The 21,500-nt window shown below is 69.8% G+C and carries 19 protein-coding genes and 1 tRNA gene; 12 read left to right on the top strand and 8 right to left on the bottom strand.

Features of this window, described 5'->3' with window-relative positions; translation table 11 throughout:
- Positions 1-6: 6 nt before the first annotated feature.
- Positions 7-402, bottom strand: a complete 396-nt coding sequence (locus EDD30_RS03940; RefSeq protein WP_071804239.1) for a pilin — start codon at positions 400-402, stop codon at positions 7-9.
- A 254-nt stretch (positions 403-656) separates the two neighbouring features.
- Positions 657-1,469 carry a hypothetical protein gene (locus EDD30_RS03935; RefSeq protein ID WP_071804240.1) on the bottom strand — a complete coding sequence of 271 codons (813 nt, stop codon included), beginning with the start codon at positions 1,467-1,469 and terminating at the stop codon, positions 657-659.
- A gap of 700 nt (positions 1,470-2,169) precedes the next feature.
- Here EDD30_RS03935 and EDD30_RS03930 point away from each other — a divergent pair.
- The 3 genes from EDD30_RS03930 (at position 2,170) to EDD30_RS03920 (ending at position 5,768) form a co-directional block, all read left to right on the top strand.
- On the top strand, positions 2,170-2,856 hold the full coding sequence (locus EDD30_RS03930) for a hypothetical protein (protein WP_071804241.1): 687 nt from the start codon (positions 2,170-2,172) through the stop codon (positions 2,854-2,856).
- Entirely contained in the window at positions 2,849-3,724 is an 876-nt protein-coding gene (locus EDD30_RS03925) for a TRM11 family SAM-dependent methyltransferase (protein WP_071804242.1), read from the top strand. Before EDD30_RS03930 ends, EDD30_RS03925 begins: the two co-directional genes overlap by 8 nt.
- A 310-nt stretch (positions 3,725-4,034) precedes the next feature.
- On the top strand, positions 4,035-5,768 hold the full coding sequence (locus EDD30_RS03920; RefSeq protein WP_084556233.1) for a recombinase family protein: 1,734 nt from the start codon (positions 4,035-4,037) through the stop codon (positions 5,766-5,768).
- Here the strand turns inward: EDD30_RS03920 and EDD30_RS03915 are convergent.
- Positions 5,750-5,834: transfer RNA gene (locus EDD30_RS03915), tRNA-Leu, on the bottom strand. The two genes, EDD30_RS03920 and EDD30_RS03915, sit on opposite strands and share 19 nt — an antisense overlap.
- A gap of 441 nt (positions 5,835-6,275) precedes the next feature.
- On the opposite strand from EDD30_RS03915, the gene EDD30_RS03910 reads away from it, so the two are divergent.
- From EDD30_RS03910 to EDD30_RS03890, 5 genes are all read left to right on the top strand, one after another.
- A complete protein-coding gene (locus EDD30_RS03910; RefSeq protein ID WP_071804243.1) occupies positions 6,276-7,007 on the top strand; it encodes an NUDIX hydrolase in 732 nt (243 codons plus the stop codon).
- Positions 7,004-8,140, top strand: coding sequence for a 5'-methylthioadenosine/S-adenosylhomocysteine nucleosidase family protein (locus EDD30_RS03905; protein ID WP_071804244.1), 1,137 nt, complete (start codon positions 7,004-7,006; stop codon positions 8,138-8,140). Before EDD30_RS03910 ends, EDD30_RS03905 begins: the two co-directional genes overlap by 4 nt.
- The gene (locus EDD30_RS03900) at positions 8,137-10,125 is read left to right on the top strand and encodes a hypothetical protein (protein WP_071804245.1); all 1,989 of its coding nucleotides are present in this window, start codon (positions 8,137-8,139) and stop codon (positions 10,123-10,125) included. Before EDD30_RS03905 ends, EDD30_RS03900 begins: the two co-directional genes overlap by 4 nt.
- A 188-nt stretch (positions 10,126-10,313) precedes the next feature.
- Positions 10,314-12,065 (top strand): 3-oxosteroid 1-dehydrogenase, encoded by a 1,752-nt coding sequence (gene kstD, locus EDD30_RS03895; protein ID WP_071804246.1) that lies wholly within the window; start codon positions 10,314-10,316, stop codon positions 12,063-12,065.
- Positions 12,066-12,097: 32 nt separating this feature from the next.
- Positions 12,098-13,732, top strand: a complete 1,635-nt coding sequence (locus tag EDD30_RS03890; protein ID WP_071804247.1) for a GMC oxidoreductase — start codon at positions 12,098-12,100, stop codon at positions 13,730-13,732.
- Between the two features lie 14 nt (positions 13,733-13,746).
- Here the strand turns inward: EDD30_RS03890 and EDD30_RS03885 are convergent, their stop codons facing one another.
- Complete coding sequence (locus EDD30_RS03885; protein ID WP_071804248.1) at positions 13,747-14,886, bottom strand: cytochrome P450 family protein; 1,140 nt, start codon at positions 14,884-14,886, stop codon at positions 13,747-13,749.
- A 284-nt stretch (positions 14,887-15,170) separates the two neighbouring features.
- Positions 15,171-15,332, bottom strand: coding sequence for a hypothetical protein (locus EDD30_RS38705; protein ID WP_170047199.1), 162 nt, complete (start codon positions 15,330-15,332; stop codon positions 15,171-15,173).
- 281 nt (positions 15,333-15,613) lie between these two features.
- On the opposite strand from EDD30_RS38705, the gene EDD30_RS38145 reads away from it, so the two are divergent.
- Both EDD30_RS38145 and EDD30_RS03875 read left to right on the top strand, forming a co-directional pair.
- Positions 15,614-15,865 (top strand): hypothetical protein, encoded by a 252-nt coding sequence (locus EDD30_RS38145; protein WP_143162606.1) that lies wholly within the window; start codon positions 15,614-15,616, stop codon positions 15,863-15,865.
- Positions 15,866-15,998: 133 nt separating this feature from the next.
- A complete protein-coding gene (locus EDD30_RS03875) occupies positions 15,999-16,676 on the top strand; it encodes a helix-turn-helix transcriptional regulator (protein WP_071804250.1) in 678 nt (225 codons plus the stop codon).
- Between the two features lie 365 nt (positions 16,677-17,041).
- Here the strand turns inward: EDD30_RS03875 and EDD30_RS03870 are convergent, their stop codons facing one another.
- Positions 17,042-17,644: a hypothetical protein gene (locus tag EDD30_RS03870; protein WP_071804251.1), complete on the bottom strand. Its 603-nt coding sequence runs from the start codon at positions 17,642-17,644 to the stop codon at positions 17,042-17,044.
- Positions 17,645-17,971: 327 nt separating this feature from the next.
- Here EDD30_RS03870 and EDD30_RS03865 point away from each other — a divergent pair, with 327 nt between their 5' ends.
- Positions 17,972-19,366 carry an AfsR/SARP family transcriptional regulator gene (locus EDD30_RS03865; protein ID WP_071804252.1) on the top strand — a complete coding sequence of 465 codons (1,395 nt, stop codon included), beginning with the start codon at positions 17,972-17,974 and terminating at the stop codon, positions 19,364-19,366.
- 57 nt (positions 19,367-19,423) lie between these two features.
- On the opposite strand, the gene EDD30_RS03860 is transcribed toward EDD30_RS03865, so the two are convergent.
- Positions 19,424-20,107 (bottom strand): PaaI family thioesterase, encoded by a 684-nt coding sequence (locus EDD30_RS03860; protein ID WP_394328225.1) that lies wholly within the window; start codon positions 20,105-20,107, stop codon positions 19,424-19,426.
- Between the two features lie 224 nt (positions 20,108-20,331).
- Here EDD30_RS03860 and EDD30_RS03855 point away from each other — a divergent pair, with 224 nt between their 5' ends.
- Positions 20,332-20,763, top strand: a complete 432-nt coding sequence (locus tag EDD30_RS03855) for a type II toxin-antitoxin system Rv0910 family toxin (RefSeq protein ID WP_071804253.1) — start codon at positions 20,332-20,334, stop codon at positions 20,761-20,763.
- 46 nt (positions 20,764-20,809) lie between these two features.
- On the opposite strand, the gene kstR is transcribed toward EDD30_RS03855, so the two are convergent.
- Positions 20,810-21,439, bottom strand: a complete 630-nt coding sequence (gene kstR / locus EDD30_RS03850) for a cholesterol catabolism transcriptional regulator KstR (RefSeq protein WP_071804254.1) — start codon at positions 21,437-21,439, stop codon at positions 20,810-20,812.
- Positions 21,440-21,500 lie beyond the last annotated feature (61 nt).

Here is a 21,500-nt window from a genome sequence, read left to right as displayed (position 1 = left end):
GGGTCATCAGGCCACCCACTTGCCGACGATGGTGACGAACAGCGGCGCGAGCAGCGCCAGCCCGTAGCCGACGGCGGCGGACTTCAGCGTCAGCTTGGCCTTCTCTACCTCGCCGGGGTCGCCGTTGGCGGCGGCGTAGCGCAGCCCGCCGACGGTGAGGAACAGGGTGGCGACGGCGACGAGGATGCCGACCAGCCAGTTGCGGATGTTGTTGACCACGGCGTCGAGCGAGTCGGCCGCGTACGCGGCCTCCGGGGTGCCGGCGATGGCAACCAGCGCGGCAGCGGTGACCGCGACAGCCGGTGCGAGGACGCGGACGGTACGGGTCAGGCGCCGGCCGCGCCGGTCGCCGACCGGGCGGGGCGGGGTCGGGGTCGGGCGGTGCAGAGGGCGGTGGTTCATGGGACGTGGGCACCTTCCAGGGCAGCCCAGCCCCACACCCACAAGGTGTGGGGCTGGGCGAGCGACGAGGGGAAAGGTGGTGACCTCGACCGGCCGTGTTGGCCGTCCTCCTTCGAAGGGTTCGGCGGGGCCGTTGCGGGTGTCAGCGCCGTCAGCGGGGCCGGTCGAAGAAGGTCACCAGGTGCGGGAAAGTCCCGCACTAAGAGATACAGATTTCGGCCCTCGTTTGGACATCGGGCACGCAAAGGCGCAGGTCAGCCGAGGTGCGCCCGGTCGACCGCGAGGGTCATCGTGGCCTCGGCGATCACGGCGGCGTCCTCATCGGACAGCTCCCCGGAGCGGATCGCCGCGACCAGGCGCTCCTCGGCCCGCGAGCGCTCCTTGGCCACCGCCCAGTAGCCACGACCGGCCCGCTCGGCGTAGTCGGCCACCGACACGCCCTCCAGCCGAGTGGCGCCGATCAGCTCGGCCTCGCCCGGGGTGATGACCCCGACCGCGACCGCCTTGGCCAGCACGAAGTCCGGATGCCCGCCAGCCGCCACCGGCAGATCCACCGGCGCCTTCGTGCGGATCGGCTCGTCGGCGCGCAGCGCCGCGCGGGCGGTAGTGAACGTGGCCGACAGCAGCCGCTGCACCACCTTGGCCCCACCGGGCTTCACCGTGTGCAGCGCCGCGACGAAGGCGGTCAGCAGCTCGGCCTGCACGTCACCGGAGAAGCCGCGCAGCCGGTAGGCCGCCTGGCGCAGGCCCGGCAGGGCCACCCCGACCGCACCCACGACCCAGACCGGACCATCAGCGCGGGCACGGCCGATAAGCAGCCGCCACACCCGGTCACTCGTGGCGTGGTCGCAGGACGGGTGCATCAGGATCGCGGCCAGCTCCGACAACGGAATCCGCCGACGCGGCAGGCCCCCGCCGAGCGCGGCACCGTCCACCGACAGCGGCTCCGGACCGGTCGTGAGCAGGCGAAGCGAGTTCGCGGCGACGTCAAAGGGCTGCGCGCCGAGCACCAGACGCGGCGCGTCGAGACCGGCGGTGGGCAGCACGGAACGAACGAACTGAGACATGGAAGATCCCCCGAGAGGTGGGTGTGGGATGCCGGTGCCTCGGTGGGCCATCCGGCGGGAACGACACCCATCCCGCCACTCGGGTGTAACAGATCATGAACACTGTGGATCTTGTTCAACGGTCACGCCACGTGTTCAACCCCTGTGCTAGCGCGTCGGCCGCCACCCCCGCCCGGCGCGGGCCGAGGGGCGTCGTCCGGGGCCGCTGAGCTGCGTGTTCAACCCCTGTCACACCGGCTCGCGGCGACCGCTGTCACAGGCGGCAGACATGCCTTGAACATCAATGTCCGACCGGGCGTCGGTCACCTCTTGACGGCGCCGGGCGCGACGGCGCGGCGAGGCGTGTTACACCATCCGAACGCCGTTGATGATCTTGTTCAACCCTAAGTCGATCTTGTTTATAGGGCTCGATGATCTTGTTCAACCTCGACGGTGATCTTGTTATAGGGCTTCGTGATCTTGTTATAGGTGGCCGCGATCACCACCCGCCTCCGTCGGCCGCACGCGACCCCGGTGGCGTCCCCGCCACCAGGGCTCTGACCTGCGTGTTCAACCACGAATTGATCTTGTTATAGGTGTCTCGGCGGCGGTGTGACACCGGCGCAACGGGCGTGCCAGGCCGGGGCCGATGTCCAAACCGGCCCCGAAATCTGTATCTCTATGTGTCAGCGCTCGTCGGCGGACATGGCCCACACGCCCCATGTCGCAGACCCGCACTCCCGACACCCGCCCTCCGGCGCCCGTCGGACTGCTCCTTCGCCCCACCCACACCCACCGCCCCGCCGACCCGGCCGGGCGTCCGCTACCCGACTGGTACGGCATCCACCCCGACCACGTCGCCCTCCTGATCGCCCGCTACACCCGCGACGGCGACACCGTCCTCGACAGCGACGGCCACCCGACCATCGCGGCTGCCGCCGAGCACCTGCACCGCCGGCACGGCATCGCTGTCACCGAGGGTCAGCACCCGCACGTGTGGCCCGAGCCCCTCGACGGGCACTCGGCGGCCACCGCCCGGCACGGCGCCGGGCTCGTCCTGGCGACCCTGCCGCGCCTGGACATCGACAGCCGCGACCCCCACGCCATCAGCCAGGCTCTCGGCGCCTGGCACCGGTTGCTGCGCCCCGGCGGGTTCCTCGTCCTGCTGCTGACCACCGGCCCCGGCGGTGCGTTCGGGCACCGCTCGACGGTCATCGCCGCCGCCCGGACCGCCGGGCTGCTCTACCACCAGCACATCCCCGCGCTGCTCGTGCCGCTGCCCGAAGCCGAGCCGCGCACCGAAACCCGTCCCGTGTCCCGCCCGCCGCTGCGCGGAGGCCGGCACGTGCCGGCCCACCGGGACCTCCTCGCGTTCGCGTCGATCACCCCGGAGGCCGCCGATGTCTGAGTTCCGCTCGCCCGCCGCCCTGCTCGCCGCCGGCTACCCCGGCTCGGTGTGGCTGACCGGCCAGCAGCCCTCCCGGGAACTGCGCAAGGGCCGCTACGACTCCGAGTCGATCACGCACCCGGGCAAGATGCTGCCCACCATCGCCCGCTACGCCATCAGCACCTACACCGACCCCGGCGATGTCGTGCTCGACCCGATGGCCGGCATCGGCACCACCGTGGTCGAGGCCATGCACCTCGGCCGGGACGGTGTCGGCGTCGAGTACGAGGACCGGTGGGCCGCCCTGGCGGCGGTCAACATCGCCCTCGCCGAGAGGCAGGGCGCCACCGGGACCGGGGAGGTCTACACCGGCGACTCCCGCCAGCTCCCCGTGCTGCTGCCGCCACCGGTGGCCGGCAAGGTGGCCCTCGTCGTTACGTCGCCGCCGTACGGGCCGTCCACCCACGGCCACGTCCGCACCCCCGGCCCACGGCGCGGCAAGGTACAGAAGGTCCACCACCGATACGGCGGCAGCGACAACCTCGCCTACCGCGACCACGACACCCTCGCCGCCGGGTTCACCGACATCCTCGCCGGCTGCCGGGCCGTCCTGCGCCCCGGCGGGCACGTGGTCATCACGGCCCGCCCCTACCGGCGCCACGGCGAACTCATCGACATCCCCGGCATGGTCGTCGCCGCCGGACAGGCCGCCGGGCTGGAACTGGTCGAGGAATGCGTGGCGCTGATGGCCGGTGTCCGCGACGGGGTGCTCGTGCCCCGGGCGTCGTTCTTCCAGCAGAAGAACGTCCGCGACGCCATCGCCGACGGCGACCCGCAGTGGCTTGTCCAGCACGAAGACGTCGTGATCCTCCGGCGGCCCGATGACTGATCAGCGTCGTACCTCAAGGCGCCGGCAGCAGTCAGAGCCCGGCGGCCCCGTGATCGTCGAGTTCGATACGGATAGCCCAAGCCTGGACAGCGTTGCCGTCGCGCGAGCGGTACTACGCCTCCTACAAGACGCCGGACCGAGAACACCATCGGACTCCTTGCAGCCCACGTCGGACACCGCAGCCCAGCCTTGATCACTCCAACCTGATTTGCGTGGATCTGTGTTGACGCCCCGGGGCGACGACCGCCTATCCCAGATGGGCCTCCGCCGTCCCGGGGCAACACCGAATTTCCTGAGAGGGTGCCACCACATGACGATCGACGTTCCGCCGCTCCAGCTCGACTCGGCCACCCCGGACTCTCGACCGCCACGACTGACGTTCGCGTTCTACGGCCGCGTCTCAACCGAAGACCACCAGGACCCGGAAGCCTCCAAGAACTGGCAGCTCACTCGGGCAACCGCACTGATTGAACCCGTCGGTGGACAAGTCGTAGCCCAGTTCTTCGACATCGGCATGTCCCGCTCCTTGCCGTGGCGCCGCCGCCCCCGGGCTGCTGCACTGCTGGAGGCCCTCACAGATCCCAACCGGGGCTTCAGCGCGGTCGTGATCGGCGAGCCTCAGCGTGCCTTCTACGGCAACCAGTACGGCCTCACCATGCCGGTGTTCACCCACTACGGTGTCGAACTCTGGGTGCCCGAGGTCGGCGGAGCTATCGATCCGGACTCCGAGGCCCACGATCTGATCATGAGCGTGTTCGGCGGGATGTCCAAGGGCGAGCGTTCCCGGGTCAAGGTCCGTGTGCGGATGGCGATGCAGGCACAGGCCAAGATCGAGGGACGGTTCCTTGGCGGCCGTCCGCCGTACGGCTACCGCCTCGCCGACGCCGGCCCGCACCCGAACCCGGGCAAGGCCGCCGACGGCAAGCGTCTGCACCGGCTCGAGCCCGACCCCGTCACCGCGCCGGTCGTCCGACGAATCTTCGCTATGTATCTGGCCGGGGCCGGGATCTTCGCTATCGCCGAGGCACTGACCCGTGACGGCATCCCGTCCCCGTCGGCCGCCGACCCCGCCCGTAACCGCCACCGCACCGGCGAAGGATGGGCCAAGAGCGCCATCAAGGCGATCCTGGCCAACCCCCGCTACACCGGACGGCAGGTATGGAACAAGCAGCGCAAGGACGAGATCCTGCTCGACGTCGACGACGTCGGCCTGGGCTATCAAACAAGGATGCGCTGGAACGACACCGACAAGTGGGTGTGGTCCGACTCCATCGCCCAGGAACCCCTAGTCAGTGTCGCCGACTTCGAGGCCGCGCAGGGCGTCCGCGCCGAACACGGTGCCGGCCGTCAAACCCGCCAGCGCGAACGCGTCCGCCGAACGTATACGCTGCGCGGCCTACTGCGGTGCGGCGTCTGCGGCCGCAAGATGCAAGGCCAGTTCAGCCACGGCCAGCCGTACTACCGCTGTCGCTACCCCAACGAGTACGCCCTCGCCAACCACGTCCAGCACCCTCGCAACGTCTACCTACCCGAGCAAGACCTGGTCCCAGAGCTGGACCGGTGGCTGCTGCGAGCCTTTGCCCCGCACCGACTGACGGACACCATCGACCGCCTGCACGCCGCTCAGCCCCAACACACGGCTGCGCCGGTTCCAGAGGACGACTCGGCAGCGATCATCGCGGAATGTGACGCCAAGCTGGCTCGCTATCGCGCGCTCGCCGAGGCCGGCGGCGATCCTGTCACCGTGGCCGGTTGGATCGCTGCGGTTAATGCCCAACGCGCCGCGGCCCTGTCGCGGCGGACGATCGCACCCTCGCCGATCGCGCCCGGTCGACTGAGTCGTGCGGAGATCGCTCAGCTGGTCAGTGACTTCGACCGAATCCGCGACACCGTCCGCCACGCTGACGCCACCCGCAAGGCCGAGGTCTATCGGCAACTGGGGCTGACCATGACGTACCACCCCGGAAACCACAAAATCCGCGTGCTGGCAACGCCAGACGCGGATTCCTGTGGGGTTATGGTACGTGTCCGAGGGGGGACTTGAACCCCCACGCCCGATAAAGGGCACTAGCACCTCAAGCTAGCGCGTCTGCCATTCCGCCACCCGGACCTGCTCGCACAGCCTAGCCGGGCCGATCTGCGGTTGGCATCCGCAATCGGTGTGCCCCGGTGGGCCGCACAGGAGAGAACTTTACACGCCCCTCCGGGCTCCGTGTACGCGGCCCTCCGTGTCGCGCGGTCCTACTCCGGCGAGCGTCCTGAGCTGCACTCTCTCCGGGTCGGCCACCTCCGGTGCAGGATGCATCACTGCGCTCCGCCCTCCTGGATCCATCTCCGTCCGAGGGCGAGGTGCGGCGGCGAGGTTGAGCGCCCGACGGCTTCGGTCGCAGCAAGGTCAATGCCGGATCGGTCGGGGCGGTGCGCACCTGCACCTCCCGCCGTAGTGCCGGATCTCGGATCGCCCGGGACGAGATCCTGCGGTAAGGGACTGACGGAAACCGACAGTCATCGACCCTTGTTGTGAGAGTGACAGTAAACCTACGGTGCATCCATGACCGCCGATGCCTGGGTGCCGCCTCCGGTGCTCGTAGCCGTCGATCTCGTGGTCTTCACCGTGCGCGGATCAGAGCTCCACGTCGTGCTGATCGAGCGGGGGATCGCACCGCATCGTGGCGTTCTCGCGCTTCCTGGTGGCTTCCTCAGAGACGCCGAGGAGGACCTACTGGCGGCCGCTTACCGCGAGCTGTCCGAGGAAGTGGGATTGACGGCCCGGCACGTTCACCTCGAACAGCTCGGCGCCTACGGAACACCGGGCCGCGACCCTCGCGGCCGGGTCATCTCCGTGGCTTACCTGGCGATTGCGCCGCGGCTGCCCGAGCCGGTCGCGGACACCGACGCGTCCGCGGCGGGCTGGGTTCTCGCCGACTTCGCGTTGTCTCCGGCGGCCCGGCTCGCCTTCGATCATCGGCGGATCCTGGCCGACGGGGTGGAGCGCGTCCGCACCAAGCTGGAGCATTCGACGCTGGCGACCGCGTTCGTCGGGCCGACGTTCACGGTCTCCGAGTTGCAGAGCGTCTACGAGGCGGTGTGGGGCGTCCGCCTCGATCCCCGCAACTTCTACCGCAAGGTCCAGGGTGCTGACGGTTTCCTCGTCCCGGCAGGCCCGGCGCGCAGGGCCACTCCCGGACGTCCCGCTCGGCTTTTCCGCGCCGGCCCGAGCGCGACGATCCGTCCCCCGTTGACGCGACCGATCGGTCCCGCAGATCAGGAGGCGACATCATGAGCGACCTCGTCGTGATTCTCACGGCCATGAACCTGGAGTACGAGGCGGTCCGGGACCGGATGACCAGCCCGCGGACGCATCGGCATCCGGCGGGCACCCTTTTCGAGGTCGGCCGGCTCGGTACGGGCGGATTCCGCGTCGCACTCGGTCTGGTCGGGAAGGGCAACCATCCGGCGGCGGTTCTCGCCGAGCGTGCGATGGCCGAGTTCTCGCCCGCCGCCGTCCTGTTCGTCGGGGTGGCGGGGGCGCTGTGGCCCAGTGTCGAGCTCGGCGACGTGGTGGTCGCCTCGCAGGTCTACGCCTACCACGGCGGTACGAGTGAGGACGACGGCCTGAGATCCCGTCCGCGTGGGTGGGAGACGTCGCATGCCGCCGCCCAGGTCGCGCAGCGCGTCATCCGTACGGGGAGCTGGGCCGGTGGACTGCCCGGCGGGGTGCGTCCCCGGGTGCACTTCGGGCCGATCGCCGCCGGGGAGATCGTGCAGGACTCCGCAGTCTCGGCACAGGCGGGATGGATTCGGCAGCACTACAACGACGCACTTGCGGTCGAGATGGAGGCCGCGGGTGTCGCGCAGGCGGGACACCTCAACGGCGCTCTGCCGGTCGTCGTGGTGCGGGGAATCAGCGACCGCGCTGACGGCGAGAAGGCGGCGCGGGACGGCGAGAACTGGCAGCCGCGCGCCGTCGTCCACGCCGCGGCGTTCGCCGCGGCTCTGGCCGCCGAGCTCGTCGCGGACGGTGGCCCCGGCCGGCCGGCCGCCTCCGGCGAGGGCGGTCCGGCCGCGACGTCGACGACCCACACGAACGTCGCCGGCGGCAACGCGCGGGTGGGCAATCAGGGCACCAACTACGGTGACATCACCTTCGAGCGCGGGGTCCTTCCGCCGACCGACGTGGCCGCCGGGCTTGCGGACCTCCGGGGTTTGCTCGAGCGGGCGCATCATGCCGGGGAGCTCGACCCGGAGACCTGCGCGGCCGCGAAGGCCGAGATCGATGCCGCGAGCAGATGTCTCGCTCAGGGTGGGAGTGGGCTCGTGGTCGCGCTGAAGCGGTTGCGAGGTCTCGTGACCGACGTGGCCGATCTCGCCGCACGCGCCACCGGGATGATCGCCGTCGCCAAGAGTCTGTCGTGATCACTACGACGAACACCGTTCAGGGCTACGCGAACGTCGGCGCGCAGGGCGACGTCCACGGCGACGTCAACTTCTACCAGGTCGAGGCGGACGCATCGCCGGAGGTCCAGTTCACCGTCGGCGTGCGGTATCTGGATGCTCGGATGCCCGGCGAGGCGCGAGAGCTGATCGAGCGCGCCGTCGCCCGGGGCTACGAGACCGACGAGGTGCGCTTCCATCGCCTGCTCGCACGGCTGAGCGGACGGACGCTGCGGGAGTTGAGCCCGGAGGACATCGCGGCGCTCTCGGCGATCTGTGGGGACATGCCACCGCTCGGTCGCGGCGACGAGTGGACGGCGGGCCTGCGGGCGGTGCTGCGCCTGATGGGCTCGATCGGCACGACCGACACCGACATAGCGGTCAAGCAGCTTGACGACCTCCACCCGGTGCAGCGCGGCAAGGTCCTCGATCATCTGGGCTCTCTGATCGAGGGGCCGATGGTTGATCAGCTGTGGCAGCGGTCGATCGCGCAGGCTCGGGCGAACCAGATGGCCGGGGACCGGATGAACCGGGTCTGGATGTTCTTCGAGCCGAATCCCGCGGGTGCGCGCGCCCGTGAAGTAAGGCCGAACGCGACGCGGGTACGGGATTGGGCGGGGGCGATCATCGGCACCGCCGCCCTTCTGTACGCGATGGGCGTCGTCGGCCGCCTGCTCCTTCAGCGGGGCGACCCCGCCGCGATGGCCGCCCTCGTCCTCGCTGCGGCCGGTGGCGCCGTTGCCATGGTGCACGCCGTGCCGTGGCATTTTGCGCGGGCTCGGCTGCGAATGAAGGACGCGGTGCTCGCGCCGCCCAGGCAGCGGGTCGCCGAGGCGCCCGAGCGCGGCTTCGCCCGCGCGGTCGATCGGCTGGTCGACCACTACTTCGCGCGGTACGTGCCGGACGGTTCCGACCGGGACACCTGGTTGGCGCAGACCGCCGGCATCAAGCGGCATCTGCGCGACGAACTCGTCGAGATCTACCGCGAGCAACGCATCAAGGCCCGGCAGATCGCCTGGCTGGTGCGTCATCTCGTCGGCGATGTCCGCAGCCGCTGGGAGAAGGACACCCTGACGGCATACCGGGCGCATCTCCGCACTCCTTTGCGGATCAAGGCGGCATGTCTCGCCGGGATCGCCGTCGCCCTGGTCGCGGTGACGGGCTGGGTGGTGCCTGCGGCCGTGGTGACCGCACCCTGGGCGGGCACGGCCGCAGCCCTGCTCGCCGCCGTCTGCGTGGTCGTCGCGACGCGGGCGTGGTTGCGTATCACCACCGAGCGCCGGCGGGTGGTGGCCGACGTTGTGGAGCGGGCGGAGGAGCTCGAGGCGCGCGAGGTGGCCTACCTTCGCTGGAAGGCGAAGCTGTCGCGGCGGCCCACCGATCCTGAGATGGCCTCCTGGCTCGAGTGCGACCGGAAGCTCCTCGTCGACCGGATGCTCGCGCTGTACCGGCTCAAGCCGAGCCAGATCATCGCGCACACCTTCATCGAGGCGCCCGGCACGCCGCGCGAGCGGGCCCGGCTCATTCGTGGCCCCTGGCGCTACACGAACTATCGGCTCCTGCTCTTCCTGCTCACCCAGTCCGGCGTACGCCACGCCTCGGTCGATCTCGACTTCCGGGCGGCGCAGTCACGTCCGACGGCGCGCATGAGTTTCCGCTTCGACGCCGTCGCCGCCGCACACGTGCAGGGGCTCGCCGCGCGACAGCGGCAGACGTTCGAGCTGACACTCGTCAGCGGCGAGCACATCGACGTCGAGGTCACCGAGCCGCCCACCGCAGACATCAAAGACGGCGAGGACGTGTCGACCCTGTCCCGGGTGGCGGTGGACGCGTCCGGTCTGACCCACACCCTCAACGTGTTGGAAGGGATCGCCGCGGAAGGCAAGGAGTGGGCCAGGCACCAGCGTGCCCGTACCGAAGGCCGGCTCGATGATCTCGCCGCGACGATCAAAGGGTTGATCGACTGAGTCGGCGGCGGGCGTGGGGGAGTGCCGATCCTGTCCGCTAGCTGTATCACGTTCTCGTTAAAGATTTCAATTGACAACAGCATATTTTCTTGCCAATAGTAGAACGCGTTACAGGCTGCCTGAGCCGTCGTCCACCGCGACATCGAGGCACGCGCGTCGTTCTGCTCCCTGCCCTCCTAGGAGCTCCGATGTCACCATCTCTCAGCCGGCGCCAGGTTCTCACCGGCGCCGCCGCCATCGGTACCGGCCTGGCCGTCGGGCCGGCCGTTCTCGGACGCGCCGCGCGGGCCGCTCAGCAGTTCGATGTCGTGGTTGTCGGCTGCGGCGCCGCCGGGATGACCGCGGCGCTTCGTCTGGCCAAGCGGGGTCTCAGCGTCGTCGTGGTGGAGAAGGCGCCGACGTTCGGCGGGTCCGCGGCCCGGTCGGGTGCCGGGATCTGGATTCCGAACAACGAGATCATTCTTGCCGCCGGGGTTCCCGACACCCCGGCGAAGGCGGCGACCTATCTCGCCGCGGTGGTCGACGGGGACGTGCCCACCGCCAAGCAGCAGGCGTTCCTCGACAACGGGCCGCCGATGATCTCGTTCGTGATGGGGAACAGCCCGCTGCGGTTCCGGTTCATGGAGGGCTACCCCGACTACTATCCCGAGTTCGCCGGGGGCATGCCGCAGGGCCGCTCGATCGAGCCGGACCTGTTCGACGGCAAGCTGCTCGGCGCGGAGCTGAGCCGGCTCAACCCCGCCTACATGCCGACGCCGCCCGGGGTTTCCGTCTTCAGTGCCGACTACAAATGGCTCGTACTGTCTCTGGTCAATGCCAAGGGTTTCGCCGTCGCGGCGGAGTGTGTCGCGCGGTACGCGGCGGCCGTCCTGCACGGGAAGACGCCACTCACGATGGGGCAGGCCCTGGCCGCCGGGTTGCGTGCCGGCCTGTTGGGGGCGGGCGTGCCGGTCTGGCTGGACACACCGTTCCAGGATCTGCGGTTCGACGCGAGCGGCCGGGTCACCGGGGTCGTCGTCACCCGCGACGGGTCCTCGACGGTGATCGGTGCGAACCGCGGCGTGATCGTGGCCGCCGGGGGGTTCGAGCACAACCTGGCCATGCGGCTGGCGTACCAGCGGGAGCCGATCGGCACCGAGTGGACGGTCGGCGCCAAGGAGAACACCGGCGACGGCATTCAGGCCGGACTGCGGGCAGGCGCCGCCACCGACTTCCTCGACGACTCATGGTGGGGACCGGCCATCCCGACGCCCGGCGAGCCGTACTTCTGCCTGGCCGAGCGGACGCTGCCCGGCAGCCTCATGGTCAACAGCGCCGGCGTGCGGTTCGTCAACGAGGCGGCGCCCTACAGCGACGTCGTGCACGTCATGTACGACAAGAACGGCATCACGCCGGACATCCCAGCCTGGTTGATCTTCGACCAGAACTACCGTAACCGGTATCTCTTCGGCGACATCGCTCCGGCTTTCCCGTTCCCGGACTCCTGGTACGACGCCGGTGCCGTCTACCGCTCCTCCACGCTCGGCGGGCTGGCCGACAAGATCGGGGTTCCTGCGAGTGCCCTGTCCGCCACGGTCTCCCGGTTCAACGGGTTCGCGCGGACCGGGCGGGACACCGATTTCCACCGCGGCGACAGTACCTACGACCACTACTACACGGACCCCGCGGTCCGTCCGAACTCCTGCCTCGCGCCACTGTGGCTGCCACCGTACTACGCCTGCAAGATCGTTCCGGGTGACCTCGGGACCAAGGGTGGACTGCGGACCGACGCCCGTGCCCGGGTGCTGCACGCCGGCGGGCCGGTCATTCCCGGACTCTACGCGGCCGGCAACTCCAGCGCCGCGGTCATGGGGCACAGCTATGCCGGTGCGGGTTCCACCATCGGTCCGGCGATGACCTTCGGGTACATCGCCGCCAACGACATCGCCGACGGCACCTAGCCTGCCCGCCGGCGCCGTGGGAAGGAATCACGATGTACCACCATCCCGCGCCCCGGTCCCGGGCGGTCTCCCGACGCAACCTGCTCAAGGGCAGTGCGGCGGCGGCCGTGCTCGGCGCGTCCCTAGGACCCCTCGCCCGAGCCTCGGCCGCCGGCGCCACCCTCGTCGACGGCGACCACGTGAATGCGCTCGTCATCGGCAGTGGCTACGGCGGGGCGGTCACCGCGCTGCGCCTGACCCAGGCCGGCATCACCACCAACGTCGTCGAGATGGGGATGGCCTGGAACACCCCCGGACCGGACGGCAAGATCTTCTGCAACATGCTCCGCCCGGACCAGCGGTCGTACTGGCTGCGGACGTCGACCGACCAGCCCCTCGGCTACTTCCTCGGCATCCCGGCCAACAAGGCGATCGGCAAGTACACCGGCGTGCTCGACTCCGAGCGTTTCTCCGGCGTCCGCGTCTACCAGGGACGGGGTGTCGGCGGCGGCTCGCTCGTCAACGGAGGCATGGCGGTGCAGCCGCTGCGCAGCTACTTCGAGGAAGTACTGCCGTCGGTCGACCCCAAGGCCATGTACGACACGTACTTCCCGCGAGCCAACGCCGCCCTCGGCGTCAACTACATCGACCCGGCCTGGTTCGAGGCGGCGGAGTGCTACCGGTACGCCCGGCTCAGCCGCAATCAGGCCAACGCGTCCGGGTACCGCACCACGTTCGTCCCCAACGTGTACGACTTCACGTACATGGCGCGGGAACAGGCCGACACCGTGCCCCGCTCGGCCCTGGCCAGCGAGGTCATCTACGGCAACAACCACGGCAAACGTACGTTGGACAAGACCTACCTGGCCGCCGCGGCGGCGACCGGACGGCTGTCCGTGACATCGCAGCATGTCGTCACGGCCGTCAAGCCTGCACCCGCCGGCGGCTACGCCGTCACGATGACCCAGATCGGCACCGGGGGAGACCCGGTGGCCCGCAAGACCGTCCGCGCCGACCGGGTCTTCTTCGCCGCCGGAAGCATCGGCACCAGCAAGCTCCTGGTCGCGATGAAGGCGGCCGGCGCCTTGTCCGGGCTGCCCGACGCGGTGGGGCAGGGCTGGGGCAACAACGGCAACGTCATGGTCGCCCGGGCCAACCACATCTGGGACACCACCGGCGCGTTGCAGGCGAGCATGCCGGCCATGGGCATCGACAACTGGTCGGACGCCGCCGGTCCGGTCTTCGCGGAGATCGCGCCGTTCCCCACCGGCGTCGAGTTGTGGGTCAGCCTGTACCTGGCCATCACCCGCAATCCCCAGCGCGCCCGCTTCGTCTTCGACACCGGCACCGGTGCGGTCGACCTGACCTGGCAGACGGCCCAGAACCAGCCCGCCATCGATGCGGCGAAACGCGTCTTCGACCGCCTCAACGCCACCCAGTTCACCGTCTACCGCCGCGATCTGTTCGGTCCTAACAAGATCTGGGGCGACGACTTCACCTACCACCCGCTCGGCGGCTGCATCCTCAACCAGGCGACCGACAACTGGGGCCGTCTGCCCGGGTTCCCCGGCCTCTACGTCGTGGACGGCTCGCTGCTTCCGGGGAACATCGGGGTCAACCCGTTCGTCACCATCACCGCGCTCGCCGAACGCAACATCGAAAAGATCATCACGACCGACCTTTCCTGAGCGTACGGGAGGACTCAGGTCAGCAACACCGGGAGGGAGCTGAGGCCGCGGGCGCGGAACGACGGGCGCCACCTCAGCTCGCCCTCGGGCACGGCCAGCCGCAGCCCGGGGAAACGGCGCAGCACCGTACCGATGGCGATCTCGAGCTCGATCCGCGCCAGCGGGGCGGCCACGCAGTAATGGATGCCGTGGCCGAAGCTCAGATGGCTGCCGGCACGACCCGGAGTCACCTCGCCGGGCTCCGGAAACGCCTCGGGGTCGCGGTTGGCCGCGCCCACCACGAGAAGGACGGTTTCCCCGCGCGGCACCACGACCCCGCAGACGTCGACATCCTCGGTGGCGAAGCGCCGCAGGAGCACGGGAGCGGGCGGCTCGTAGCGCAGCAGCTCCTCGATCGTCGACCCTAGCTGTGGCGAGTCCCTCGGCAGCTCGGGATGGCGCAACAGTGTCAGCAGCCCCGTACCGATGGCATGAACGGTGTTCTCGTAGCCGGCGAACAGCAGCAGGAAGGCCAGCGACGTCAGCTCGTCCTCGCTGAGCCTGTCCCCGCCCTCCCGCGCGGCGATCAGCGCTGAGAGCAGGTCGTCGGCGGGGTCGGCGCGCTTGGCCGCGAGCAGCTTCTCCAGATAGGCGTGGATGGCGCCGATGGCGCGCGCCGCGGCGGCGCGGTCACCCTGGGGCGGGTCGAGCATCGTGTCGGTCCAGGACCGGAAGTCCGCCCGGTCCGCTTCCGGAACGCCGAGCAGGTCGCAGATGACGGCCACCGGCAGGGGACCGGCGTAGTCGCGGACGAGATCCGCCTCGTCCCGAGCGGCGACGGCGTCCAGCAGAGCGTCGGCGGTCTCCTGGATCCGCGGCCGGAGGCCCTCCACCCGGCGGGGGGTGAACGCGCGCGACACGAGCGTACGGATGCGCGTGTGATGCGGCGGATCCATGTTCAGCAGGTTGGCGTCCAGCGCCGGTGGGAGCGAGAAACCGCGCCAGCTCCCGTTCCCGTTGCTCTTGTCCACGGACAGCCGCGAGTCGGCGAGCAGGGCGCGGACGTCCGCGTACCGGGTCACCAGCCGGACCGGCGAACCGTCCGGCAGCTCCACCCGGCAGGCGGGCGCCGTGTCCCACAGCAGGCCGTGGACCGGGGGCGAGGTTGCTGTCATCCCGCAACACCCCTCCTGGACACGGGCCGGCTCACGAAGAGAGGCCGGGCATCCACGGGGGAAGATGCCCGGCCTCCCCTCGATGGAAGCACACCTACCGCCGACTCCGCTACCCGGCGGCGCGCATTGATGCCGGCATCGACGCTTTCCCGCCCGCCGGAGACACTGTGACGACAACGGCACTTCTTGTCGATGCGGGGCTTCGGTTGAATAAAGCTTGCCGAAAGCTCGGCGTAAATGTCGGAATCATTTTTTCAAGGTATTGACGCTGGTCGTTCACGGGCTCAAGACTGGGCTGTCGCTCGACAGGCGAGCGCGTACGCGTCCTCGGCGGGAACGTACCCGTCGGCGGCTGAGGAACCCCCGGTGCGTCCGCGCACCCCGGTCTCCTCGGTGGCCGCCACGAACGACGATGATGGGAACCATGGTGCGCAGGTCGCGAACATCCATAGTCCTTGCCGCCCTGCTTCTGGTCGGCCTCGCCGGCTGCGGCTCCGCGTCTGCTCCGGCCTCGCCGACGTCTGCCTCGCCAGCATCCTCCGGACCGGCGTCCTCCGCGCCGGCATCCGCCCCGCCGACGTCCGCCGGACCGGCGCCGTCGTCCGTGGGTCCCACGGGGTCCGCGGCGCCGGTTCCTGCGGCGAAACTGTTTCCGCTCGCCGTCAATCGTCGTGGTGGCTTTGCCGGTGTCGACGACCGTGCCTCGATCGCGGCCGACGGATCGGTGGTGGTGACCCGTCGGGGCGGCGCGGTGGTGCGGACCTCGCTGCCGACCGCCACGATGGCGGAACTCCGCCGGCTGCTGACGGCGCCGAATCTCGCCGGGACACCGTCGGGCGCGCAGGTGATCTGCAATGACGGCTACGAGTACGAGTTCAGGAGCCCGTCGTCGACCGTGGTCGTCCACGATTGCGACGTGCCGCAGGGGACGTCGCTCGACAAGCTGCTGACCGTGGCGAGGCAGTTGTTCAACGGCTGACCGCGCCCGGCTCCGTCGTCAGCGGCCGGAACCTCCTCTAACGGATACGTGATTAGATGTTAGAACCTGGGAGGTTCTTTCGTCAATGGGGCCGTCCGTTAGAGTAGGAGCGAAGATCTCGGAGGGAGCGCTGATGGGCGACGATCTTGCGGCCGACATCACCAGCGTCGCGGCGCTGGGCGAGCCGGTCCGCCGCGACCTCTACCGGTACGTCGTCGCCCAGGACGAGCCGGTCAGCCGGGAAAGCGCCGCCACGGCGACGGGGGTCGCCCACCATGTCGCCAAGTTCAACCTCGACCGGCTCGTCACCGACGGACTCCTCGAGGTCGAGTACCGCCGTCCTCCCGGCCGCAGCGGCCCCGGCGCGGGCCGCCCCACCAAGCTCTACCGCCGCGCCGCCCGCGACATCTCCGTGAGCCTGCCCGAACGCCACTACGACCTCGCCGGCCAGATCCTCGCCGAGGCCATCACCATCACCGAGCGCGACCACGTGCCGATGAGTACGGCCTTGCACACGGCGGCACGCGAAGCCGGGCGGCACCTCGCCGACAGCCCCGCAGCCGCGTCCGGGACGCAGCACCCGATCTGCACGGCCCTCGCTCGCGCCGGTTACGAACCCCGCACCGTCGACGGCGAGGTGCTCCTCGCCAACTGCCCGTTCCACAACCTCGCCCAGCGCTACACCGCACTGGTCTGCGGCGTGAACCTGGACCTGATCGACGGACTCCTCGAAGCTCTCGACGCCGACGATCTCCACGCGCGCCTCGACCCCGGCCCGGACCGCTGCTGCGTCACCATCGGCCGAGACTGACACGCCCTGGGCCCGTGATACGGCCAGCACTGTCAACCTATCCTCCTAGGATGCTTAAGGGATGGTGGCGTCCGACACGGGCGAACACCACGCGACAAGCCGAACAGCGCCGGGCCGGTGCGGTCGACCGGGGTCCGACATATTCCGGTGGGGACAGGAGGCGGCGGGTGAGATCCCGCCGGCGCCGTGCCGCGCGCACGATCACCGGCGAGGACTCACCCGCCTGGACGCTTTGCCGAGCCGGCCCGGACGCTTTGCCGAGGTCGCTTGGACGCTTGCCGGGCCCGCCCTGGACGCCCTGCCGAGCCAGCCCGTTGCTGACGCCCGAATCCGGCGGAAGCCGGATGCCTACCCAGCCGCTTGGTTCAGCAGGGATCCACGCCGTCGATCATGTTCGCCAATCCCGACCACCGGTTCAAATCGTAATCCGTGTGCGGGGCGGTGCTGCCGAATTTGTAAACCCACCGCCCTTCCCAGTTGTAGAAGCGCGCGACGGTACCAGTCGTCTGGCTGTTGTCGTACGACTCCAGCCGGTCGTTGAGGCCGTAATCGCCGAGGTTGACGAAATCGCAGCGGTAGAGTCGCGTCAGGAGCCCGCCGAAGTGGGCATAGTCGAACAGGCAGAGGTATTCGTAGGAGCAGTTGGCGAGAGTTTCCGCACCGGAAAGTGAGCGGGCGCGCTGCTCGCCCGGCACCGGGATGACCACCTTGACCCGGCCGTCGTCGGACACGACCTCATTGGCGCTGACCTGCCGACCGCCGACCTTCATGCCGGCAAGAACCTTGTCGACCTCGCCCTGCAGCAGGCGTGCCTGCCGCTGGTCGAGACCCGCGCTGCGCGCCTGCTCCGCGAACGCCGGCCGCGAGACCGCGCCGTCCGCGGCCGCGTTCGCGACCTGAGCGGGAGCCGCGACCACGGCCACGACGGCGAGGGCGAGCCCCCACCTTCTGGCGTTCTTGGCGATCATTTCTTTCATTCCTCGTTCCCTTCGTTGTTCAAGATTCCGGTGCCGCCAACGCTTTCGAGTCGGTCAGTTCGACATTCACCTCCTTTCGCCGGTTGACATCGAGACCGGTTCGGACAGTCGCCTCCGAGGAGAAGGCAACCGTCATCGGAAGGTGCTCGACAATGGCGGGGGCCGTTGAACAACCACGGCCAGGCGCGATCTGCGGCACCGTGGACCGGTGCCACCTTGACTCCACGAAGATCATCGATGATAGTTGTTCTCGGCGCCCACGGAATCCTCTGTGGACTCTCAAATTCCCAGCTCAGAAATGCTTCGGGGAGGGGTGCATTGGATCTCCGGGTCCTCGGTGGCGTGGAGGCCTACCGCGATGGCCGGCCGGTCGACCTGGGTCACCTGCGGCAGCGGAGCGTCCTGGCGGTCCTGCTGGTGGAGGCCGGTCGGCCTGTCTCCGCCGACGAGCTCATCGAGCGGGTTTGGGCGGACAGCGCACCGCAGCGCGCCCGCGGCGCGCTGCACAACTACTTGTCCGGACTGCGACAGGCACTTGCCCCCGACATCCGCATCGACCGGCAACCCAGCGGCTATTGCCTGTGTGTCGACCCGCTCGCTGTCGACGCCCACCGCTTTCGCCACCTCGTCGGACAGGCCCGTGCCGGAGATGCCTCGGACGACCTCTTCGACGAGGCGCTCGGGCTGTGGCGCGGCCGCCCGTTCGGCTCCCTGGACACGCCATGGTTCAACGAGGTGCGCGAGGCACTGGAACGCGAGCGGCACGCCGCCATGCTGGATCGCAACGACCGCGCGCTGGCGCGAGGGCGGCATGCGGAACTGGTCGAAGACCTGGTGGCGGCCGCCTCCACGCACCCGATGGACGAGCGGCTGACCGGGCAACTGATGCTGGCCCTGTATCGCAACGGCCGTCAGGCCGACGCGCTACGTCACTACGAGACGAGCCGGCGACAGCTTGCCGACGAGCTCGGCGTCGATCCGAGCCCGGCGTTGCAGGCCCTGCACCTGAAGATGCTGACCGACGGCGCGGAGATGGCGTACGCGCGGGCCAGCACCCCGTCGCCGTCGTCCCTGGCCTCCGCTCCCACGTCGACGGTGGCGACTTCCGAGCCGTCCGCCAGGCGGTCATGGTCGGCGGCGGCCGCCATCGCACTGGCTCTCGCGGCCACCACGATTGCTGTCATCGCCTGGACGCGGGATGCCGGCCGACCCCCGGTCGTCCCGGCGGTGATCGCGTCGCCGCAGCCCGGCGTCTCTCCCTTGAGTGGCGACATCCCCGACGCAACGATCGTGGCGATCGTCAACCAACGCTCGGCCACGTCCACCTCGGCCGCGTACGTGGTGGACGTCGAGAACTGGTCGACGGACGAAGGTGGGCGTACCCATCTCTGGCATTGGCGCGAGGACGGCGACTTTCGCAACCAGTTGTGGCGGGCCCGGCAACTACCTGGCGGCGAACACTGGTTCGTGAACATGCTGAGCGGCAAGTGCCTGTCCGGCGATCCCTCCGCGCGTGAGGTCGTCCAGTCCGCCTGCTCAGTGACTGCTCCAGCCCAGCACTGGACGATCCGCGACGACGGCCTGCTGAGTAGCGGCGACGGCGCGAAATGCCTGAAAGTCCGCGACGACCTGCTGCTCGAGGGCACCGGCCTGCAGATGGTCGACTGCCGGCAGACCTGGAGTCAGCAGTGGCACCTGGTCCGGCGTCCCTGAAGGGCCCCGCATCGGCCGGCTCGGCGCAGGTGGCGAGAACGCTGCCGGTAGTGCACGTCAGCCGGCCCGGGAGCCGGAGTCCCAGACCGCGCCGAAGAGGCGCCGGGCCTGGTCGGCGCTGAGGGCGACGAAGGTGCCGGTGGCGGCGACCAGGACGGTGTCCGGCTCCGCGGCCGTGGCGATGGCCCCGGAGGCGGTCACCCGCCGTCCGTCGATCGCGGTCACCCGGGCGGTCAGGCGCAGGGGAGTCTGCAGGGGCACCGGCGCCCGGTACGAGGTGTCGAGCCGCACCGTCATGCCCGGGTGTCCCGAGGCGCTCACCGCATATCCGAGGAGCTGGTCGAGCAGCAGCGCGCTCATGCCGCCGTGGGCGTAGCTGGGTGGACCCTCGAAGGCCAGGCCCAGGGTGCAGGTGCCGATGGTGAGGTCGCCCGCTTGTTCGATGTGCAGCGGCGGGGCCAGGGCGCTGCCGCTGCCGGTCACCGGGTTGTACATCCGGACGCCGTCGAGCAGGTCGTCGGTGCTGGGCAGGCTGGATCGGTCGCGCACGCGACCGCCGAGCAGGGCCGCGGCCGCTCGGACGCTCTCGGTCGCGCGCTCGAGGTCGTCGGCCGGGGCCTCGGTGGCCGTGGCCAGCTCGACCAGGGCGCGCAGCGCGTCGCCGAGATCGCTGACGGCGCGCCGCCGGCGGCGCAGCCGGGCCGGGCCGGCCGGGTCCGTACGGCCGTTCACCGCGCGCAGGTTGCGGGTGGAGCGGGGCGCTATCGCGTCCTGGTGCCAGGCGGTCGACGGGGAGTCGTCCCGTCCACCGGCATCGTTCTCGGTCACCGTGCGCCTCCACCGCTTGACGACAGAACCTGGTTCTACTCCGGCAACGAGCATGTTTCATGAATGAAACTAGTGAAGCTCGTCACATTGCTATAACCTGTTCTAGTTCTCTGGGATCAGCCTCAAGGAGGAACGCGATGCCCAAGGTCAGTGTCTCGGCCGGTGCCGCGGCCGAACCGCAGAAAGTCTGGCAAGTGTTGGTGGACCTTCCGCGGGTCGCCGAGTGGAACACGATGCATGAGGGCTTCACCGGCGAGATTCCGTCGACTCTCGACACGGGCACGACCTACCGGCAGAAGGTGAAGCTGATGGGCATGCCCGCGGAGATGTCCTGGAGGGTGACGGGCGCGGAGGCGGGGGAGCGGCTCGAGCAGTCCGGCGACGGCCCGATGGGAGTCAAGGCGAAGAGCAGATTCACGATCGAGCCGTCCGGGAGCGGTTCGCAGATCACATACGAGATGGAGTTCATCGGCCCCGCGCTGGCCGGGCCGATGGCGACCATGCTCGAGAAGCAGGCCGGCACCGCCGCGCAGCAGTCCCTGGCGAAGCTGACGGCCCTGCTCGGCTGACGGGCGACGAGCGGCACCGGGAGCAATCCCGGTGCCGCGGCGTGTGTCAGCGCAGCAGCAGGCGGGTGGCCAGCTCCAGGTGGTTGACCACGTCGTTGGCCGAGGCCCGCCGGGTCACCCAGGCCACCAGGTTGGACAGCCACACGTCGCCGATCACGCGGGCCTTCGCCCGGTCGTCCGGGGTCGGCTCGCCGTCGTGCATGGCGTTGGTGAGCATCTCCTCCATGAGCCGGGCGACGGCGTTGACCTCGGCGCTGGCCGACGGGTCGGCGAACATGAACGCGCGCGTCATCGCCTCGGTGAGCAGCGGCTCGCGCTGCATCACCCGGGTCATCCGGCCGAGCACGTGCAGAGTCCGCTCGTGCGGGGTGTCTCCCGGCACCGGCTTGCGGTCCAGCTTCTCCTGGATCATCTCGAACTCCAGCACCAGGGCCGAGACCAGGAGATGGATCTTGGAGGGAAAGTAGCGGTACAGCGTGCCGAGCGCCACCTCCGCCCGCTCGGCGACGGTGCGCATCTGGACGGCGTCGTAGCCACCCTTGGAGGCCAGTGCCAGGGTCGCCTCGAGGATCCGGCGGCGCCGATCCCGCTGAGCGGCGGAGCCCTGCTGCGCGTCCGCGCCGGCGAGCGCGTTGCGGCCGGCACCGTTACTGGTATTCGTTCTCGACGCTGCCATCCTTGCCTTCCCCGCGTACTGGATCACGGCTGGGGGCCGTGTTATGGGATCTACCAGCGTA

The organism is Couchioplanes caeruleus, assembly GCF_003751945.1.
In the GTDB taxonomy this organism is placed as follows: domain Bacteria; phylum Actinomycetota; class Actinomycetes; order Mycobacteriales; family Micromonosporaceae; genus Actinoplanes; species Actinoplanes caeruleus.
Note: the sequence above shows the minus strand (reverse complement) of the source record. Positions and strands in the feature narration are given on the sequence as shown.

What these genes read in the sequence shown, in the direction of transcription:
- EDD30_RS03940 (WP_071804239.1), bottom strand. Translation starts at nt 402, where the DNA reads ATGAACCACCGCCCTCTGCACCGCCCGACCCCGACCCCGCCCCGCCCG.
- EDD30_RS03935 (WP_071804240.1), bottom strand. Translation starts at nt 1,469, where the DNA reads ATGTCTCAGTTCGTTCGTTCCGTGCTGCCCACCGCCGGTCTCGACGCG.
- EDD30_RS03930 (WP_071804241.1), top strand. Translation starts at nt 2,170, where the DNA reads ATGTCGCAGACCCGCACTCCCGACACCCGCCCTCCGGCGCCCGTCGGA.
- EDD30_RS03925 (WP_071804242.1), top strand. Translation starts at nt 2,849, where the DNA reads ATGTCTGAGTTCCGCTCGCCCGCCGCCCTGCTCGCCGCCGGCTACCCC.
- EDD30_RS03920 (WP_084556233.1), top strand. Translation starts at nt 4,035, where the DNA reads ATGACGATCGACGTTCCGCCGCTCCAGCTCGACTCGGCCACCCCGGAC.
- EDD30_RS03910 (WP_071804243.1), top strand. Translation starts at nt 6,276, where the DNA reads ATGACCGCCGATGCCTGGGTGCCGCCTCCGGTGCTCGTAGCCGTCGAT.
- EDD30_RS03905 (WP_071804244.1), top strand. Translation starts at nt 7,004, where the DNA reads ATGAGCGACCTCGTCGTGATTCTCACGGCCATGAACCTGGAGTACGAG.
- kstD (WP_071804246.1), top strand. Translation starts at nt 10,314, where the DNA reads ATGTCACCATCTCTCAGCCGGCGCCAGGTTCTCACCGGCGCCGCCGCC.
- EDD30_RS03890 (WP_071804247.1), top strand. Translation starts at nt 12,098, where the DNA reads ATGTACCACCATCCCGCGCCCCGGTCCCGGGCGGTCTCCCGACGCAAC.
- EDD30_RS03885 (WP_071804248.1), bottom strand. Translation starts at nt 14,886, where the DNA reads ATGACAGCAACCTCGCCCCCGGTCCACGGCCTGCTGTGGGACACGGCG.
- EDD30_RS38705 (WP_170047199.1), bottom strand. Translation starts at nt 15,332, where the DNA reads ATGTTCGCGACCTGCGCACCATGGTTCCCATCATCGTCGTTCGTGGCG.
- EDD30_RS03875 (WP_071804250.1), top strand. Translation starts at nt 15,999, where the DNA reads ATGGGCGACGATCTTGCGGCCGACATCACCAGCGTCGCGGCGCTGGGC.
- EDD30_RS03870 (WP_071804251.1), bottom strand. Translation starts at nt 17,644, where the DNA reads ATGATCGCCAAGAACGCCAGAAGGTGGGGGCTCGCCCTCGCCGTCGTG.
- EDD30_RS03855 (WP_071804253.1), top strand. Translation starts at nt 20,332, where the DNA reads ATGCCCAAGGTCAGTGTCTCGGCCGGTGCCGCGGCCGAACCGCAGAAA.
- kstR (WP_071804254.1), bottom strand. Translation starts at nt 21,439, where the DNA reads ATGGCAGCGTCGAGAACGAATACCAGTAACGGTGCCGGCCGCAACGCG.